At 56.8% G+C, this 15,698-nt stretch carries 10 protein-coding genes; 7 read left to right on the top strand and 3 right to left on the bottom strand.

What is annotated here, in order from left to right:
* Positions 1-49 precede the first annotated feature (49 nt).
* From RBB63_RS20695 to RBB63_RS20670, 6 genes are all read left to right on the top strand, one after another.
* Positions 50-1,015, top strand: coding sequence for a PstS family phosphate ABC transporter substrate-binding protein (locus RBB63_RS20695; RefSeq protein WP_309387105.1), 966 nt, complete (start codon positions 50-52; stop codon positions 1,013-1,015).
* Between the two features lie 164 nt (positions 1,016-1,179).
* Positions 1,180-3,519 carry an ABC transporter permease subunit gene (locus RBB63_RS20690; protein WP_309387104.1) on the top strand — a complete coding sequence of 780 codons (2,340 nt, stop codon included), beginning with the start codon at positions 1,180-1,182 and terminating at the stop codon, positions 3,517-3,519.
* Entirely contained in the window at positions 3,519-5,501 is a 1,983-nt protein-coding gene (locus RBB63_RS20685; RefSeq protein WP_309387102.1) for a phosphate ABC transporter permease PstA, read from the top strand. The genes RBB63_RS20690 and RBB63_RS20685 overlap by 1 nt, the downstream gene beginning before the upstream one ends.
* Before the next feature lie 6 nt (positions 5,502-5,507).
* Complete coding sequence (pstB, locus tag RBB63_RS20680; RefSeq protein WP_309387101.1) at positions 5,508-6,320, top strand: phosphate ABC transporter ATP-binding protein PstB; 813 nt, start codon at positions 5,508-5,510, stop codon at positions 6,318-6,320.
* A gap of 143 nt (positions 6,321-6,463) precedes the next feature.
* The gene (gene phoU / locus RBB63_RS20675; protein WP_309387099.1) at positions 6,464-7,147 is read left to right on the top strand and encodes a phosphate signaling complex protein PhoU; all 684 of its coding nucleotides are present in this window, start codon (positions 6,464-6,466) and stop codon (positions 7,145-7,147) included.
* A gap of 150 nt (positions 7,148-7,297) precedes the next feature.
* A complete protein-coding gene (locus RBB63_RS20670) occupies positions 7,298-8,251 on the top strand; it encodes a tRNA dihydrouridine synthase (protein ID WP_309387098.1) in 954 nt (317 codons plus the stop codon).
* 56 nt (positions 8,252-8,307) lie between these two features.
* Here RBB63_RS20670 and RBB63_RS20665 read toward each other — a convergent pair whose 3' ends face one another.
* The 3 genes from RBB63_RS20665 to RBB63_RS20655 form a co-directional block, all read right to left on the bottom strand.
* Positions 8,308-11,295 (bottom strand): DUF748 domain-containing protein, encoded by a 2,988-nt coding sequence (locus RBB63_RS20665; protein ID WP_309387097.1) that lies wholly within the window; start codon positions 11,293-11,295, stop codon positions 8,308-8,310.
* Between the two features lie 63 nt (positions 11,296-11,358).
* Positions 11,359-11,808, bottom strand: coding sequence for a VOC family protein (locus tag RBB63_RS20660; RefSeq protein ID WP_309387096.1), 450 nt, complete (start codon positions 11,806-11,808; stop codon positions 11,359-11,361).
* Between the two features lie 98 nt (positions 11,809-11,906).
* Positions 11,907-13,523 carry an aspartate:alanine exchanger family transporter gene (locus RBB63_RS20655; RefSeq protein WP_309387095.1) on the bottom strand — a complete coding sequence of 539 codons (1,617 nt, stop codon included), beginning with the start codon at positions 13,521-13,523 and terminating at the stop codon, positions 11,907-11,909.
* A gap of 102 nt (positions 13,524-13,625) precedes the next feature.
* On the opposite strand from RBB63_RS20655, the gene RBB63_RS20650 reads away from it, so the two are divergent.
* Positions 13,626-15,446, top strand: a complete 1,821-nt coding sequence (locus tag RBB63_RS20650) for a cation:proton antiporter (protein ID WP_309387094.1) — start codon at positions 13,626-13,628, stop codon at positions 15,444-15,446.
* Positions 15,447-15,698 lie beyond the last annotated feature (252 nt).

Here is a 15,698-nt window from a genome sequence, read left to right as displayed (position 1 = left end):
TGGCATTAACCTTGCGCCAATCACCCATTACCTTGGAAATCTACCACCCATGAACCGAATTTTTTCAACTCTCGCACTTGGACTTGCGGCGACCTTCGCTCCGATCGCCAGCGCATCTGATTTGCTCGATCCAGATCTTCCTTCCTATCAGAAGGTAAGTGGCGTTTCGGGTAATCTAAACTCTGTTGGCTCGGACACCCTGGCCAACATGATGACGCTTTGGACGGAGCAGTTCAATACGCTCTACCCGAACGTGAATACGCAGGTGGAAAGTAAGGGCTCCTCCACGGCTCCTCCCGCGCTGATCGAAGGCGCCTCACAGATGGGGCCGATGAGCCGCATGATGAAGGCTGAGGAAATTGACAAGTTTGAGGCCAAGTTTGGCTACAAGCCTACGGCTGTGCCAGTGGCGCTCGACGCGCTCGCAGTCTTTGTGAATAAGGACAACCCCGTTGATGGGCTCAGCATGGAGCAGGTCGACAGCATTTTTTCCAGCACTTACAAGCTTGGTGGTTCACCAATTAATACCTGGGGCCAGCTTGACCTGACTGGTGACTGGGCGAGCCGTCCGATCAGTCTCTACGGCCGCAATAGCGCCTCTGGCACCTATGGCTTCTTTAAGAAAGTAGCCTTGGGTGGTGGTGACTACCGCTCAACCGTCAAGGAGCAGCCGGGTTCTTCGGCCGTGGTTCAGGGCGTTGCCAGTGATCTTTACAGCATCGGCTACTCCGGCATCGGCTACAAGACCTCTGGCGTGAAGGCCATTTCCCTGTCAGAAGACGGTGGCGATCTGTATGAGCCAACCGCCGAAAACTGCCTCACGGGTGACTACCCACTGGCTCGCCTGCTCTACGTTTACGTGAACAAGGCTCCGAATCAGCCGCTGGACCCGTTGACTCTGGAGTTCCTCAAGTTTGTGCTGTCCAAGCAAGGGCAAGAAGTTGTGGCCAAAGATGGCTACTACCCGCTGCCCGCCATGGCCGTGGAGTCTACCCTGGCCGAATTGGCAAACTAGCAACTGCTAATTTAATGAAACAACAAGGCGAAGTTTCCAGACTTCGCCTTAGTTTTAAAAATACTGACGACTGTAACAGTTTTGTTACGAGGAAACGATAAAGGTTGAGCTGCTCCGATGGCCGTCTATCACGCCAGCCTTTAGTTTGTTAAACTCAACCAGACATGGCGTCCCAATCAGCAAGTCCCGACCCAAAGCGTTTCGATGTTTCGAAGGGCACGCTGCGGCTGGATATTTTCATGACGCACTTCATCAAGGTGGGGGGCGTTGGCATTATCTTGTCGGTTTTCGCGATCTTCATCTTCATTGCGGTGCAGGTATTGCCTCTGTTTCAGTCGGCAGAGGTGCACGAAGATGCGCTCATTGACACGGGCGTGACGAATTTTCAGATCGTTGGCGTTGATGAGTGGGGGGAGTTGCCGTTTGTGGTGAATCTCGACGACGGATCCTTCACATTTATTGACGTAAAGCGCGAGGAAGACGCCCCTCCGGTGATCGGTCCACGCGGCATTTTTGCGGAAAAGCCCAAATACGCCGATGAGGCGACGTTTACTTCCGCGCTTTACCACCATAAGAGCGAGGAGGTCATCTTCGGCACGAGTGATGGGCGTTATACACTGGTCAAAGTTGAGTATCAGCCGGAGTTCGACAGCCGTAATAACCGCACCATCGTCGCCAAACTGAAGGCGGACAAATTTTTCCCGCTGGGCAAGGAGCTCGGCGCCGTCCGCGCCATTGATTACTTCGATGCGGACAAGGATCGGCTAGTCGCTGCATTGGTCGAGGGCAAGGAGGGCGAACTGGAGGTGCGCACCACCACATTTAAACGCAAGAAAACGCCCTTTGGCGTGGGCGCCTGGAAGCCCGCCGAAGAGTTTAATTTGACTGAGCAAATCACGGGCAAGCCGCGTAAAGTGCTGGTAACTGGTCAGGGCAACGGCGTGTTGGTGTCCACCGCCGAGGGCTCGGTTTACTACTTTCTGATTGAGCGCGGGGAGTTGGATTTACGTCAGGTTTTCCAACCATTTGGCAATGAAGGCATTGGTTCGATGGATTGGCTGTTGGGCAATGAATCCTTGGTTTTCACTTCGGACAATGGTGAAAATGTGATCTATGCCCAGTATCGCCCGGAGCCAACCGAGGAGCAACTGGCCAATGGCGAAAGCGTCGAGCGCCAATTTGCCGAAATTAACCGCCTGCCCAAATTGAATGGTCCCGCAGACCTCTATTCGAACAGCATGCGTAACCGCGCGTTTCTATTGGCGAGCGGCCCAGAGGCGTCAATTCGCTATGGCACCACGGGCTCAATCCGCTGGCAAAAGACGCTCGGATTTACGCCGAAGGCAGGGATTTTGGGTTCGCGTTACGAATCGATGATGCTCGCTGACGATCTTGGCAAATTGCACTTTTATTCGATCCACGATCCGCACCCGGAAGCGAGTTTCAGCGCGTTTTTCGGCAAGATCTGGTACGAGGGACAGGATGAGCCGAAGTACATATACCAGTCTTCAGCCGCCGACGCCGCCACCGAGCCCAAGTTCTCCATGGTGCCGTTAATTTTTGGCACCTTCAAGGGCACGCTCTACGCCATGGTTTTTGCAGTGCCGATCGCATTGCTGGCGGCGCTTTACACCTCGCAATTCCTCAAGCCGGAATACAAGAAGGTCGTCAAGCCGACGATGGAGATCATGGCTTCGCTGCCATCCGTGGTATTGGGCTTTCTGGGAGCACTCTGGTTGGCGCCTATTTTGGACGGCCGTTATCCGTCAGTCTTCCTCGTGCTGTTCCTGCTGCCGCTGACGGCTTTGCTCGTGGGGTATGGTTGGGGGCAACTACCGCAGCGCTATCGCGTGAAATTAAAGCCCGGGCAGGAGTTTCTCGTATTCATTCCGCTGTTGCTGATTGTGGCTTATGTGGGTTGGAATTTGGGCCCATGGGTAGAGAGCAAGCTGTGTATTTATGTCGACCCGACTACAGGTGAGCGAATTGCGGATTTCCGCCTTTGGTGGCCACAGTCGTTGTTCGGGGGGGCTTACGACCAACGTAATTCCGTGGTCATCGGCTTCATGATGGGCTTTGCGGTCATTCCAATCATTTTCACGATTGCAGAGGATGCGATGTCCAACGTGCCAACATTCCTGACCTCGGCTTCACTGGCTTTGGGCGCCAGCCGTTGGCAGACTGCCTCACGTGTGGTGCTGCCGACTGCTTCTCCAGGCATGTTTTCGGCCATGATGATTGGCTTTGGTCGCGCCGTGGGGGAAACGATGATTGTCGTGATGGCCACGGGTAACACGCCAATCATGGAGTGGAATATATTCAATGGCATGCGCACTTTGTCGGCGAACATCGCAGTGGAGCTGCCCGAAGCCCCCAAAGAGTCGACGCACTTCCGCATTCTGTTCTTCGGCGCACTGTTGCTTTTCCTGATGACTTTCATTGTGAACACCGTGGCGGAAGTCGCCCGCGTGCGCCTGCGTAACCGCTATAAAACCGTCGGCTAATGAGTAAGACTTCCAACGGCTTCGATAAAAAAATGCGCCCAGCCGGCGAGATGTACGTATGGCTATGTGGCATGGGTTTGGCCTCTGGCATTATCATGGTCATCGGCCTGATGTGGATCATTGTCGCCAACGGTGTGGAGGTTTTCTGGCCGCGAGCCGTTTATGAGGTGAAGTTTAAAGACGGTTCAGTCGTGGCCGCCTCGATCATTGAAGACCGTGAAAAAAAGGTCGCCGAAGATGGGGGCGAGATTAAGCACGAGTATAAACTCTTTACTGGCAATAAGGACGTGGGTCCGCAATTCCGCTATGTCGACCACGATGCGATTGAGTCGATGGAGGTTGCCGAAGGCATCTGGATGGCGGACCGCGAAGGCAGTGGCAAGGCGGTGTTTTATCCCGTTGAGCTCGTGCTCGAAGATGGGAAAACCATTTCGGCGGACAGCCCGGAATTTAAGGCTGAGCTCGACCGTGTGATGGAGGAGGCCGAAGACGCCCGTATCAAGGCGGAGCACATTGATACGGGGCCGATTCGCAAATACGCCAACCAATACAAGGACTTGGTTTTTGAAATCCGGCTTCTGCAAAATAACAATCCGGAGCAGCGAAAAGAAATGCAGCAAATGGACGAGCTCTACAAGAGCGCCGCCATGCTGGACGCTTCACAGAAAGAACGTCGCGCAGAGTTGCAACGGGAGTATGATGAGATCGCCAAGCAGGGGGGGGCTTTTGCAGAGCTTGAGGATATCCATTCTAAAGCGACCGAGCTACTCAACGAATACCAGCCATACTTCGATGAAAGTGACGCGCTGAAGGCGTCCATCAAAACGAGCACCCTGCGCTATAAGCTTATCGATGGCGCCGAGCGGGAGTATGTTGCGGGTGAAATCCTGAAGGTATACCAGCCCAACGAGTTTAATGCGGTCGACAAGTTGCTGTTCTTTATATCGCACTTTTGGTTGTTTGTGACTGAGAAGCCGCGGGAAGGCGCCACCGAAGGAGGCATTTTCCCGGCAATCATTGGCACATTCGTGATGACGGTGCTCATGTCCGCTGCGGTGATGCCCTTTGGCGTGTTGGCGGCAATCTATCTACGTGAATACGCCTCGCAGGGCCTGTTCACCCAGGCAGTGCGCATCGCGGTCAATAACCTCGCCGGTGTGCCGTCGATTGTCTACGGCGTGTTTGGCTTGGGCTTTTTCGTCTATGGCATGGGCAGTTGGATTGACAGCGGCGCTGAGGACCCCATGGCGGTCGCCAAGTGGTTTGTTTGGCTGGCGGTGGCGTTGATGGCGCTGGTCGTTCTGCTGGTGCTCGCGCAGGAAGGCCTCTGGAAAACACGCGATTGGATGCCTGAAAAATTCCGTCAGCAGGCAGTTTCGACCCTGTCCATTGTCTTCATCATCCTGCTCGGGTTCCTGATTTATTATAGCCCATTCTTCAATGGCTTTTTTGCCGACCGCGCCATGCTCAATGAGCCAACCTTTGGTTCCGGCGGCGTGCTTTGGGCTTCGCTGACCCTGGCCCTGATGACGGTGCCAGTTGTCGTTGTGGCCACCGAAGAGGCGCTTGCCGCCGTGCCGCGTGGCGTGCGCGAAGCTTCCCTCGCTTGTGGCGCATCGAAATGGCAGACCATTCAACGCATTGTGATGCCGGCTTCGGCGTCTGGCATCCTCACTGGCTTGATTCTCGCGATGGCGCGTGGCGCTGGCGAAGTAGCGCCACTGATGTTGGTGGGCGTCATTAATCACGTGGAAGAACTGCCGATCGACGGCACCTATCCGTTCTTCCATTTCGAGCGGAAGTTCATGCACTTGGGCTTTCACATCTATGACCTCGGTTTCCAGTCGCCCGACTCAGAGGCGGCCAAGCCAATGGTATTTGCCACGACTTTCCTGCTGATCATGCTCGTGGTTGTCCTTAATCTGGGCGCGATTTTGATTCGCGACCACCTTCGTAAGAAATACGCTACCGGAACTTTTTAATTCGTCATGGCCAACGCAACCGTATCCGAACCCAATACCACTGAGCACACTGCTCCGTCGCCTGATCCATCCTACATTGAGGTGAAGAATTTCTCGTTTTGGTATGGCTCGTCCCAGGTGATTCACGATCAGTCTTTTGCCATGCCGAAGCAAAAAGTGACGGCGTTTATCGGGCCGTCGGGTTGTGGCAAGTCCACGCTTTTGCGTTGCTTCAACCGCATGAACGACCTCATCGACGGCATCCACCATGAAGGTGACATCACCGTGGGCGATGAGAGCATCTTTGACCCGATGTTGGAGGTGATTTCCCTGCGCAAGCGAGTGGGCATGGTGTTCCAGAAATACAATCCCTTCCCGAAATCCATTTACGAAAACATCGTCTACAGCCTCCGGGTGGCTGGCCGTAACAAAAAGAGTGAGCTCGATGAAGTCGTCGAGCGCAGCTTGCGCTCATCCGCGCTTTGGGACGAGGTGAAGGATCGCTTGCAGGACAGCGCACTGGGGCTCTCCGGGGGACAGATGCAGCGTCTCTGCATTGCGCGCGCGATTGCCAACCAACCGGAAATTCTGCTGATGGACGAACCTTGTTCGGCTCTGGACCCGGTGGCGACCGGCAAGATTGAGGAGTTGATTCACCAGCTAAAGCGCCAGTTTACAATCGTTATCGTCACGCACAACATGCAGCAGGCAGCCCGTGTCAGCGACCGCACTGCGTTCTTCTATCTGGGCAAGTTGATTGAGTACGATGAGACGCAAAAAATCTTCATGAACCCGGAGAAGCCGCAAACGGAAGACTACGTTTCTGGGCGCTTCGGTTAAGATTGAGCCGACAGTTTTTGCAGGCTTGGCTGGGTGAAATGTGTCACGCAATATTTTACGGGAATTCATTGCGCTTTCTTTAAGTGTAGCTTAAGCTACATGTAATTTGAACGATATTTATTACAACTAAAGCCCCCATTCCCATGCAGCATTTTTACGAAAGCGAACTCGAAGACATCCGCCGCAAACTCGTCCTCATGGGCGAAAAGTGCATTGATATTGTGCGCCTGTCGTTGCGGGCTCTCGAGGAAAATGACATCAGCCTCGCACAGCGTGTGCTCGGTATGGACGATGAGATCGACGAGTTGGAGCTGCAAATTGATGGCGAAGCCGTTCGCTATTTAAGTTTGCGGGCTCCAGTGGCGACCGATGTGCGCATGCTGACGATTTGCATGAAAGGCTGCCATGATCTGGAGCGGGTTGGCGACGAAGCGTCCTCCATCGCTAAGCGTGTGCGCCGTCTGGCGCGGCAAGGCCGCACAATTGGCGATTTGGCTGGCATTCCACAGATGACCGATATGGTGGTGGAAATTCTGCGCAAGAGCCTGGATTCATTCATTAACGAAAGCTATGATGAGGCCATCAGCCTTCCTGACCTGGACCGCAAGGTGGACGACATCAACCGGGCAAATTTCGACATGCTGCTGAGTCGTTCAGCAGAAGATGCAAAGTACGTAACCGTTGGCGTTGAGCTCATTTTTATCTCAAAAAGCCTGGAGCGTATTGGCGATCACGCAGTGAACATTGGCGAGGAAGTGGCTTACCTGATCAAGGCCAAGGATATCCGCCATACGGATCTTGTCCGCCGGGCGCCCGAGCGCAGCTAAGCGCAATTGTCACTTGTCAGCTTTCAGTTCGCAATTTTCAATGCGCCGACCATCGCTCAATTGAAAATCGATAGCTGACCATTGATCACTGAAAATCAAAAACTGCTGCCTTGGATCGGTCCGGGGAAGATGCCACTGTTTTTAGCGCCAATGGCGCGCTTTACCGATAGCGCTTTCCGTCAACTGTGCAAAGAGCAGGGGGCCGATGTGATGACGACTGAATTTGTCATGGCAGAGAGCCTGTTGCGCACTGAGAAAGCTTGGCGTAATGTCGATTTCACTGAAGAGCAACGTCCAATGGGCGTGCAGATATTTGGTTCGTTGCCCGATCGCATGGCGGCTGCCGCGCGGGCAATAGCCGACCGAGTGAAGCCGGATTTCATCGATATTAATTGCGGTTGTCCGGCCAGTCGTGTGACGGACATCAATGCGGGGTCCTCGTTGCTAAAGGATCCGCCAATGCTGCAAAAAATCACCAGAGCCTGTGTGGAAGCCGTGCCCGAAATCCCGATAACGGTGAAGATTCGTGCGGGCTGGGATCACGAGCAGATCGTCGCGCTTGAAGTGGGGCAACGTGTGCAGGACGCCGGCGCAGCATTACTCGCGATACATGGTCGCACCAAGGAGCAGGGGTATCGAGGCGAGGCGGATTGGAATTTAATCAATGAAGTTGCCGCCGCCTTAGCGATTCCCGTAGTCGGTAATGGAGGGGTGCAAACCTGTGCTGATGTGGCTGCGCTCAGTAAAGCGTCGCCGGTAAGCGGCATTATGATCGGGCGGGCGGCGTTGGGCTATCCGTGGTTGTTTGCAGAGATCAAACATTTCCTGGCGACTGGGGAAATCCCACCGCCACCCTCGGCGGAATTGCGTTGGGAAACCATTTTCCGGTTCGTGGAGCTGCTTTACGCTGGCCCCTATTCAGACAAAGACCGGGGTGATGTGGGTTGGCTGCGCGCCAAAGTTAAAGCGCTGACCAAAGACATGCCGCTTGGCCGTAAGCTGCGCCCCATCATAGATGGCATGCAGCACTTGGATGAACTCCCCGAAATTGCCCAAAACCATCTCAAAGAATGCGCTGAACGGCTTCCCGCCGAGCAGGCATGATCTTCTCTCAATCGGGCTCGATTTTGGACCAAGCGCCCTCGAAATTTAGCCACTGCCTACTGGGCAGCGTCGAGGCCGAGATCGACCTTGGCGCCGTCTTGCGCGTAGGGCGAACCATCCGAGGTGATGATTTTGACGCGCTCGGGGGGGAGGCCGCTTTGCGTGAGTGCGGTTAGGACGGCGCTGGCGCGCGCTTGGGCGAGATCGGCGAAGTCCTGAGTCGTGATTTCGATGGTTTCCTTGATCGCGTCCTGCTGTTGGGTGAGCGTCAGGTCGCTGGCGTCGGGCGTGGCTTCGGTCTTGGGCAAGGCGTCGTAAAGGTCCTCGGTGGCGTCTTCGGCGTCATCGCTTTCGGCTTCCATGCGGGCTTGCAGCATGGCTTGGAACTTTAAGTCGCGGAGAGCGGAGGAGTCCGTTTCGGGATCAACCGATGGCGTCAAGGTGAGTAAGAGATTGGGGCGATCCGCCAGAATGGTCACGAGGTTCGTCGCAACTTCGAGGCCCTCAGGGGGGAGGGTGGATTTACCCGGCTGAAAGGCAATTGCGTTGCCGACTGACTCATCGCCGGGCAGCAGCGAACCGAGGGCGGCGAACGGCGCGGTGACGAGTTTTTCGAGCACATTTCCGATTGCGTAGCTGATCATGTGGTCGAGGGAAAATTCCGGGTCGTTGATGTTGCCCTTCACGGGGACGTCGATGTGCATGACGCCCTTGCTGTCCTCCAGAATGGCCACGCCGAGTTCGAGCGGCAGGTTGGGCGCTTGGCTGTCCTTGGCGCGCTCGCCAAAGCGGACTTGCTGGATCTGCATTTTGTTCGAGCCGACGATTTCGCCAGTGGTGATCGAGTAGCCCAGATTGGCGGTCAGCTTACCGCTGGTGGGGGGGCGCCCAATGATCGGCACGGCGTAGGCGGCAAACGGGCTCAGGGGGACGCCTGTCGTGTTGACGCTGACTTCGGTGGCGGCAAACGGCTGGAGCGGGTCCAGGGCGCCGGCGACCTTTACGCCGCCGGATGGTCCATTGCTGAGGGTTATGGCGAGGTCAAATTTGGTTGGTTCAACGTTGGGGTAGGACAACGGCCCGGCGCGGAGTTGGGCGTTGGTCACGTTGAATTGCATGGCGGGAGACACTGCCTGGTCGGTGATCTGCAATTCGCCGTTCTCGATGACCAGCTCGACCAGTTGCACGCTGGCTTCGTGGTAATCAATCTCGGGCTGCGCGCTGTCCGGTTCTGGCGAGGGCGCCGTTTCGGCTGGCGTTGCTTCCTTTTCCTTGGGCAAGGGCAGGCGGAACGAGCCGTCGGGCAGGCGTTCGACGGCGAGCACGGGATTGGTTACCGTGACTTGGCTTGCCACCAGCGCCATGGGCTCGGTGGAAACGGACACGCCCTGCAGGTCGACATTTTGCCAACTGATGAGCTTGCTGGCGGGGTCGGTCCAGTCGATTTCCAGATTGGCTAGTTGGGCGTTTACCTCGGCGGACAGCACCGGCAGGGCATTGTCGGGCAGGGCGATCGCGGTTTGGCCTGATGCGCTCAGGTCGCCGCTGATCAGGTCGACATCAACGACATTGGTTACGTAAGGCGAGATGACTTGCAGCGGAATGGTTTCCGCCTGGACCTCAAACTCTGTCGACGCCGGGGTTGCGGTAAACGAGCCATTCAGCGCAACTTTGCCGGTGTCGTTCATGACGAGGCTGAGCTTGTAGGGAAAGGCTTTGTCGCCGTTGTTGAGCTTGTCCGCCTGCATGGCAATGTCGGTCCACCGAAGCTCGGCGGGGGTGGGCAGGTATTCGTCGCGCCACGTCAGGCTGAGTCCCGAAAGGTCGACTGTGCCCACTTCGAGGTCCCAATTGAGCTCCACGAGTTGTTGGATCTGATTCCAGGCGGAGGTCAGCGCCACGCCCATATCGAGGTCGGCGGAGACCACGCCGAGGCGTATTTGGCGCTCGTTGCCTTCGGACTTTGCTTCGCGTTCGGCTTCGGCGGCGATTTCAGCCTGACGCTCACTGGTGGCGATGTAGCGCATCAGGTTGAGCACGCCGTCTTTCTCTCGCACAACCTTGAGCAGCCCGCCTTCGATGGAGAAATAATCGCAGGCAACGAGGTTGTTCAGGAGATCCATTTTCGCGCCGCGTATGTGCATTTTATCGATTTGCTCGAATGGGTGCTCGGGGTCGTCACGCGCGACCATGCGCATGTTGGTCAGCGTGAAATTGCCGTCGTAGGCTTCCATGCGGGGGGTGTCGCCCAAGGGCATGAACCGATAGCCAACGGACAGGTCGACCACGCCGTCAGTGAGGTCGAAGCCAACTTGATCGCCTGCAAAAACGTCGAAGTCCTTCAAGTCGAGCTGCTCCACGACGACTTGCCCCCATGAGCTCAAGGGGTCGAGCCGCAGGTCGCCATTGACCTGGATTTTTTCGCCATCGGTGGTGAGGAGGTGGAAGCTATAGGGGTTGTCGTGAGAGGAGAGCGTGTGGACGTCCTCCATGGTGAATGAGAGGTCCTCGATCTCCCGCACAAATGGCCGGCCAAAGGAGTCTATCTGCGTGCGTAGGCCAGCATTGAGAACCTTCAGGCTGCCAATGTGAATCTGGGGGATGACAAATGGCTCGTCGGAGCTTGCTTCCTTTTCCGCTTCTTCCCGTAGGCGCTCCAAGGAGGAAATGATATTGATCTTGCCGTCTTCGTCGATGATCAGATTGAGGAACGGGCGGTCGATGTAGATTTCCTTGATCGCTTTTTCTTCGCTGAAGGCCGACGTCGGCTGCACGTTGACGCGGAATTCCGCCACACTTGCGGCTTCGGAGCCATCTGGCGTAAAGCCTTTCAAGCCTTTTACGGTGAGCTGCCAAGTGAAGGGATTGCTGTAGAACGCCTCGACCTCGGCATGGCCTGCGACTTCCTCGTTCAGCTTGGGCAGCGCATAATAGCGCAGGACGAGCGGCACGCCCCAAAAGCCGCCTACGACGTAAAGAACAAAGAGCACACCCGCCGTGACGCCCAGGCGTTTTCCCCAACGTTTCCACTTAGTTGTCGCCATACTAATCCCAGCCTAGGCATCTCTGATTCAGAGGCAACCGGACAATGCAGTCTTTGGCAAAAATCAGTTGCCGCCCATGTGCGCCATGACGCGCTTGACCATCTCTTCTTCCGAGATGTCCTCGATGTGTTTGGTGAAGGCCCAGCGATAGCCGAAGGGGTCGACAACGACACCGCCGCGCTCGCCCCACAGGTAGTCCTGCACTGGGTCGATGACTTCCGCGCCGGCGGCAACCGCCTTGGCGTGAACGGCGTCGGGGTCCTCGACTTGGAGGCAAAGCAGACTCGGGCAGCCGCCCAGCGTTTTGGGGCTGAGGGCCTTCCATTCCGGGAATTCTTCCGAGAGGTAAACCAACGCATCGCCAATTTTAAGGGTGGCGTGCATGATGACGCCATTGGGCAGGGCAAACTTCTGGACGACTTCGGCGTCGAACGCCTTTTGATAGAATGCAAGCGCGTCATCCGCGCCGATAACTGTCAGGGAGATGGTGAGGTATTGGTTGTGCTTTTCCATAGACACAAACCTATAGGCAATTGAGCATCTGTAAACATTATTGCATGCAACATTTTGGCGCCGCGCGCCGTACTATTTTCGACGGCTGGAATTGGTTGTTAGGACAGCGTGGAGACGAGGAGCTTGGCGAAGACGGTCATCATGATCAACGCGATCGGATAGGCGGTGGCGTAGCTGACGACGGGCGCCTGGGAGTCGGTTTTGGCGGTGATGGCGCCCAGGGCGGGAGTGGAGGTCATGCCGCCGCAAATGCCGCCGAGCGCTTGCAAAATGTTCATTTTAAAGAACTTCGTGGCAATGGGCAGCGCAATGGCGATGGGAGCCACGGTCAGCACGACGCCCATGCCGAACAGCACCATGCCGTATTCCTGCAGCGTCGCCACCAGCGCGCCGCCACCCTTGACGCCAGCGTCGGCGAGGAACAGGACGAGGCCGAACTCCTGCAACAGCAGGCGAGTGGGGCGGGGGATGTGCCCAACGATTCGGCCCACGCGACCAAAGTGGCCCAGAACGAGGCCCGTGATCAGTGGTCCGCCCGCGAGGCCAAGGGTTAATGGGCTGCCGCCTGGCAGCTTGATCGGGATCAGGCCGACGACGATGCCCAGGGCCAGGCCGAGTGAGAGTGACAGCAGATCCGTCTCATCGACGCTGTTGCTGCGGTGGCCGACGACTTCGGCAAAGTCTTTGATCGCTTCCGAACGGCCGACGACGGTCAGCACGTCGTGGTTCTCAATTACGGTGGAGGCATTGGGGACAAAGGTGAGGCCCAGGCGTGAAATGCGGGTGATGACGACGCCGTGATTTTTGAGTGGGGCAATGTCGCGCAAGTTCTTGCCGGCGAATGCTTTGCTGGTGACGGCGAGCTCGCGCTTTTCGTTTTCAACGTCGCGCAGCGCGCGCTGGTCGCAGCGCTTGCCGAGGTAGTCGACGGCGATGCCGATCTCTTTGGTCAGGCCCACGAGCATGAGGCGCTGGCCAACGTGAAACGTGTCGTCGTAGCTGAGCGGTTCGAGCTTTTCGCCGCGTTGCACGCGGGATGCCTGGCAGGCGTTGAACTGGGCCAACCCGCTTTCGGAAATGCGTTTTCCTTCGAGATTGGGGTTGGTGACTTCGACGAGGACGTTTTCTACGCGGGCTTCGGCTTCGCGGGGGTCCTTGGCTTCGGCGGCGGCCTTTTTGAGGTCCCACTTGAGCAGCTTGGGCAGGACCTGGATGACGATCACCACGCCGGCGACGCCAAACGGATACGCAATGCCATAGCCAATGACGAGGGCGGATTCCCCAACGTCGGACAGGCTTTCGCTGGCGGCGGCGAGGGCGGGGGTGCTGGTCAGCGAGCCGGCGAAAATGCCTGCCGCCAAGTCTGCCGGGATGTCCAGCATGAGCGCCATCGCGTAGGCGAGCGCCGTCCCGATGATCACGATTAACAGCGCGAGCAGCGCGAGTTGGCTGCCCTCACGGGCGATCGCTGAAAAGAAGCGCCCGCCCGCGCCAATGCCCACGCAGTAAACAAAAAGCACCAGGCCGACGGAGCCAATGGCCGCCGGGAGGCTGTATTGAAAATGCCCAGCGAGCAGCGCCGTGAACAGCACGCCCGAGCTGCCCAGGTTGACGCCTTTAATCGTTACTTGCCCTAAGAGCAATCCGCCGCCTATAATCACAAACAGTGCAATCAGCGGGTTGCTCATCAACGTGTGTATAACGCCTTCCTCCATAATTGTTGTTTAGCTAAGCTAATTTTGAAACATCCTGCAATAAAAAACATTAATATTGTTTGTGGTTGCCTTGGCCTTTGAAACTCAGAGCCTTGTGCCCTAATGGAGGTGTCGATTTACGGAAGCTTCGCCTGGATTATTGCGCTAGGCGCCATTGCGCAGTGGTTGGGCTGGAGGCTGAAAATCCCGGCTATCCTGCTGTTGTTGGGCACAGGCTTTATTGTGGGACCGGTCACGGGCTTGTTGAACCCGGACGACGTGCTGGGCGATCTTCTTTTTCCCATAGTTTCGGCGGCGGTGGCGATCATTTTGTTTGAGGGCGGGTTGACGCTGAAGTTTTCCGACCTGCGGGAGGCAGGCGTGACGATTGTCCGTCTGGTCTCGTTGGGCGTGGTCATGACCTGGGGGCTGACGTTTGTGCTGGCCAAGTTTTTCCTCGGTTTCAACGGCATGCTCAGCGCGTTGTTCGCCGCGTTGTTGACGGTGACTGGGCCGACGGTGATCGGGCCCATGCTGCGCACGATCCGACCGCGCGGTAAGGTCAAATACATGGCCAAGTGGGAGGGCATTCTGAATGACCCCATTGGCGTGATCCTGGCCGTGCTCGTTTTCGAAGTGCTGATCGCCAACCAGGGCGGAGGGCATGGCCACGGGCATATGGAGGACATGGGCAGCGGCGCGATTGTCATGGTCGGCATTGCGAAGACGCTCGCCATCGGCGTGGTGTTTTCGGCGCTGAGCGGTGGCCTGCTGCTCGGGCTCGTGAAGCTGAAACTGCTGCCTGAGTTCTTGCACAATTTCGTCGTCCTGGCGCTGGTCCTGGGTTCCTTTGGCGTGTCGAATCATTTGCAGGAGGAGTCGGGGTTGCTGACGGTGACGCTCTTTGGCGTGCTGATGGCCAACCAGAAGCTTTTCGATGTGCGCCACATCACGGCCTTTAAGGAAAACCTCCAGATCTTGCTCATCTCCATGCTGTTCATCTTGCTGGCGGCGCGCGTGGCGCCGGAGACGGTGGACGCGATTAACATCAGCAGCGTCCTGTTTGTCGTGAGCCTGATTGTCATCGTGCGGCCGGCTGCGGTCATGGTCTCAACGATTGGCTCGGGAACTTCCTGGAAGGAGCGGGTGCTGCTGATGATGCTCGCCCCGCGCGGGATTGTGGCCGTGGCGCTGACTTCGCTCTTTACGCTTAAGCTGGCGGACGCCGGTGTGGAAGACGCGGACAAGATGATGGCGGTCATGCTGCTCGTGGTCGTGGGCACCGTGGGCTTTTATGGCCTGTTGGCGGCGCCGTTGTCGTCCAGACTCGGCTTGTCGAACCTGGACCCGCAGGGCGTGTTGTTTGTGGGCGCGCATGACTGGGCGATCGGCATGGCGGCGGAGCTGAAGAAGGTCGGCGGTGATGTGGTTCTGATCGATTCCAATCGCTTCCACGTGCACCGCGCGCGTCGCCATGAGTTGACCGCGCACCCGGGCAATGTCTTTTCCGAGGAGTTTCTGGAGGAGTTGGATTTCTCCAACATCGGCCACGCGGTCGCCCTGACGGCCAACGACGAGGTGAACGCTTTCGCCCAAACGACCTTGCGCGAATACATTGAGCGGGCCGATATTTACCACCTGTTGCCGGAGAAGAACACCAACCCGCAGGACAACCAGTCCAAGAAGATGAACCCGCTTTTCGCCGATGATGCGACTTACAGCTTCTTCGAAATGCAGTTGGCCAGCGGTGCGACCTTCGAGCACATCACTTTGCGTGAAAACTTCGACATGTCCGCCTTCGACGAAGAATACGGCGCCCGCGCGGTGCTGTTGTTCTGCGTCGAAGAGGAGGGCGATGTCCGCATTTTCAACGCCAAGTCGAAGATCACCCCCAAGGAGGGCTCAACCCTCGTCTTCCTCAAGCTAGCGGCAGAGGAGGAGTGATTGTTGAGATTAAAGTGAGCAAATTAAAAATTAAAGTGGGGGGCGTAAGTGGGCGCAACTTCCTGGATGCCGCTACTGAGCTAGCTCCGCTTCACTGACAGGCTCGCGCTTCAAGCCAACCCATCTGCCGACCTTTAATTTGCTCACTTTAATTTTTAATCTCCCGGCGCGCAACGCCGGGCCAGGGGGGGGGTAAAACCCGCCTTTTTAATTTTCAAAGAACACAAGAATCCCCGCCCGTTCGCCGGGCAC

It is taken from the genome of Cerasicoccus frondis (genome assembly GCA_031296915.1).
In the GTDB taxonomy this organism is placed as follows: Bacteria; Verrucomicrobiota; Verrucomicrobiia; order Opitutales; family Cerasicoccaceae; genus Cerasicoccus; species Cerasicoccus frondis.
The sequence above is the reverse complement of the archived record's forward strand: the minus strand, read 5'-3'. Positions and strand labels throughout refer to the sequence as shown.